This is a genomic window from Kitasatospora sp. NPDC004669 (assembly GCF_040609455.1).
Taxonomy (GTDB): Bacteria; Actinomycetota; Actinomycetes; order Streptomycetales; family Streptomycetaceae; genus Kitasatospora.
In genome coordinates this window covers 1-3,195 of the sequence record NZ_JBEXKB010000182.1, presented here as the reverse complement: position 1 = coordinate 3,195, position 3,195 = coordinate 1, and the positions used below count along the sequence as shown (strand labels likewise).

Genomic DNA, 3,195 nt, shown 5'->3' with positions numbered 1-3,195 from the left:
CCGGCCCGACTGGCCGACGTCAAGGCTCGCGCAGCGACCGCGAAGCGGCTCCGGGCTTGACGCCCGGCCCGCCGGGCCGGAAACCTCCCGCCCCGAGCGGACCCGAACCACACAAGCAGCGCACTTCATACGGTCTAATTCCTCTGGCTCCGCGAGCCCCCCGGAACAACGATCTGCCGGTCCTGCCGGACGCGCCTCAGCGAAGGCGGACGGACCGGCGAACGCGCCTAATCCGCTAAGCGGCTTGCGCTGCCCGCTTCGTGCAGTGGCGATTCATGGTCGGCCAGAGTGGCCATCAGAGTCCCCGCAAAGTCCGGTGATCTTGTGAATGTGCCTGGTCAGATGATGCCGAGGAGGTCGAGCGGGCGGGTGAAGGGCTCGTAGGAGGCGTGCCGGAGGCCGGCGGCGATGTTGCGGTGCCCGGCAGTCCGGAGGGCGTTGATCGCCAGGTTGCGTAGGGTCGCCATGTTCTCTGGGCCGTGACCGGTGTGGATCTTCGAGGCGTCTTCGGCGAAGGTGGTGTCGCGTACGAAGTGCAGCCGGTTCTCGATGGTCCATTGCGACCTGGCGAGCTGGCCAAGTCGCTGGGGCGAGGCCTGTTGCGAGCTCAGGTCGGTGATCGCATAGGCGGTCTGGCGGCTGACCGTACCGGTCTTGAGGTCGGTGCGATAGCGCAGGATGCGTACGGCCTGGACTGCGTGGGGAAGTCCAGGCCAAGGTCGGTGACGGTGAGGGCTCTGGTCACGCGGGTCTCTCGGCGGCCGTGTCCCATCTCGCGGTCGTAGCGGCGCGCGGTAACGTCCTTCCACGGCAATGACTTGAGCTGGCGGTGCAATTCGGGCTGGTTGGCCTTGACCATGAGCAGGTAGTAAGCCTTCTTCTCCTCCACCAGGAAGTGCACATGGCCGCGCTGGGTGTGCAGGGCATCGGCCGTGACCGTGACCCCGGTCAGGTTGTAGGGCTCCAGCAGCGTGGCGAAGCAGGTGATCTCGTTGGTCTTGTCGGGTACCCGCAGCTGGGTGACGGTTTGGCCGTCGCCGGTCATCGCGGCCAACAGGTGAGCGGCGGGCGAGGTGCCGTGCCGGGAGCCCCGAGTGGCTTTCCCGTCCACCGCGATCGAGTCCGAGCCGATGACCCGCCGGATCGTGGCGGCGCTCGGTGCGACGCGAACGCCCGGCGCGCCTTCGACTCTGGAGCCCAGCCGGGCCAGGGTGTGCTGCGGAGCGTTCGCGGACCACTGACCGATGGCAGCGTACGATCGCGCGCCGGCGACCACCGCTGAGGCGGCGATCAGAAGCACTGCCACGAACGGGTGACGTACCCCTCGGCGCCGACGCGGATCGGGCAGCAACCGCAGCCGCTCCACCAGCGACAATCCCGCCACGCCGTCCACAGGAGGCGACTTACTGACCTCGGCGTTTCAAGGTGATTGGCCTGTTTGTGTAGCTGACTGACGGTCATTTGCGCGGTATGCCGTTGGTTGTCGGCGGCGGCTGAATTCGGGCCGGTATCGACGGTTCAGTTGTGGGCCAGCCGTGGTCTCGCTGGATGGTGTGTGTCAGTCGTTGTCGTTCGTGGGGACGTGCCCGAGTTCGCGTCCCCGCATGCGGTAGGACTCGCCTTTGAGGGAGTGGACCTCGGCGTGGTGGACGAGTCGGTCGATCATGGCGGCGGCGACGGTCTCGTCGCCGAAGACCTCTCCCCAGCGCCCGAAGGGCTTGTTCGAGGTGACGATCACGCTCGCCCGTTCGTATCTGTTCGAGATCAGCTGGAAGAACAGGTTCGCGGCCTCCGGTTCGAAGGGGATGTAGCCCACTTCATCGACCACGATCAGCGGGTAGCGGCCGAGCTTGACGAGTTCGTCCTGGAGCCGGCCGGCCTGGTGGGCGGCGGCCAGGCGGTCGACCCACTGGGAGGCGGTGGCGAACGCGACCCGATGGCCGGCCTGGCAGGCCCGGACGGCGAGCCCGGTGGCCAGATGGGTCTTTCCGGTGCCCGGCGGGCCGAGGAAGATGACGTTCTCGCGGGCGGTTATGAAGTCCAGTGTGCCCAGGTGAGCGAGTTGTTGGCGCGTCATGCCCCGCAGGTGGGATGCGTCGATCTCCTCGATGGTCTTGACCGAGGGGAAGCGGGCGGCCCGGATGCGTTGCTCGCCGCCGTGGCTGTCGCGGGCGGAGACCTCGCGTTGCAGGCAGGCGACGAGGTATTCGAGGTGGGTCCAGGACTCGGTGCGGGCGCGCTCCGCCAGGCGTTCGGCGGCGTCCAGCAGGGCGGGCGCCTTCATCGCGCGGGAAAGGAAAGCCAGGTCGGCGGTGGTCTGTCGGCCGGTTTGGGCCGCCGGTGTGTCGGTGGCGGTCGGGGTGTTGGGAGCGGAGGTGCGGGACATCAGGTGTCCTCCTTGCCTGCGCCGCCCTCGATGAGGGTGAAGATGCGGTCGTAGGAGCCGAGCTGGCGTTGTTCGACCTCGATCCCCAGGTCGTCGAGTGCGAGGGCGGCCAGGCCGCGGGCCTGGGCGCGGGCCTGGGCGCGGGAGGCACGCTGGTGGATTGCCTGGCCGCGCAGGGTTTCGGCCGCAGCGGCGTGCTCGGGGTCGGTGATGGTCTGGTGCCGGGCCCAGCAGCGGGCGTGGCGGGCGACGGTCTCGCCGGTGCGGGTGGTGGCGGTGATCTCCTCGGTGTCGGCCCGGATGGTGATCTGCTGGCCGATGGCGCGGGGGTGGACGGAGTAGTCGCAGGTGTCGACGCGGATGTAGTGGTCGCGGCCCAGGCGGGTGCTCTGGGGCCACCAGTGGGGCGGGGTGACCGGTGGCAGGGTGAGCATCGCGCCCCGGTCGGCTTCCCAGCGTTCGGTGGGCCGGCAGCCGATCGTGCGGTGGTGTCGGCGGTTGGCGATCTGCAGCCATGCGGTGAGCTGGGTGTTGAAGTCGCCCGGTCCGGCGAATGTGCGGCCGGGCAGGAAGCTGGTCTCCAGATAGCCGTTCACCCGCTCCACCAGGCCTTTCGCCTCCGGGTCGCGGGGCCGGCAGAGGCGGATCCTGATCGCGAGCAGGCCGGCGAACGCCGCGAACTCCGAGGTCGGCTTCCCCTGGCCGACGCCGCTCTCGTTGATGCCCCTATGGTTCGTCAAGCCGTTCGAGGTGCAAGCAGCGGCAGTGGTGAGGCGGACAGGCAACGGTGGATCTCTCGGGCGACGTAT

At 68.8% G+C, this 3,195-nt stretch carries 4 protein-coding genes; all 4 read right to left on the bottom strand.

Annotated elements, in window-relative coordinates; genetic code table 11:
• Positions 1–338 precede the first annotated feature (338 nt).
• On the bottom strand, positions 339–467 hold the full coding sequence (locus ABZW30_RS46660; RefSeq protein ID WP_355677438.1) for a hypothetical protein: 129 nt from the start codon (positions 465–467) through the stop codon (positions 339–341).
• A 140-nt stretch (positions 468–607) separates the two neighbouring features.
• A complete protein-coding gene (locus ABZW30_RS46655; protein WP_355677437.1) occupies positions 608–1,393 on the bottom strand; it encodes an ISAs1 family transposase in 786 nt (261 codons plus the stop codon).
• 165 nt (positions 1,394–1,558) lie between these two features.
• Positions 1,559–2,386 carry an IS21-like element helper ATPase IstB gene (gene istB, locus ABZW30_RS46650; protein WP_355677436.1) on the bottom strand — a complete coding sequence of 276 codons (828 nt, stop codon included), beginning with the start codon at positions 2,384–2,386 and terminating at the stop codon, positions 1,559–1,561.
• Positions 2,386–3,126 carry a hypothetical protein gene (locus ABZW30_RS46645; RefSeq protein WP_355677435.1) on the bottom strand — a complete coding sequence of 247 codons (741 nt, stop codon included), beginning with the start codon at positions 3,124–3,126 and terminating at the stop codon, positions 2,386–2,388. The genes istB and ABZW30_RS46645 overlap by 1 nt, the downstream gene beginning before the upstream one ends.
• Positions 3,127–3,195 lie beyond the last annotated feature (69 nt).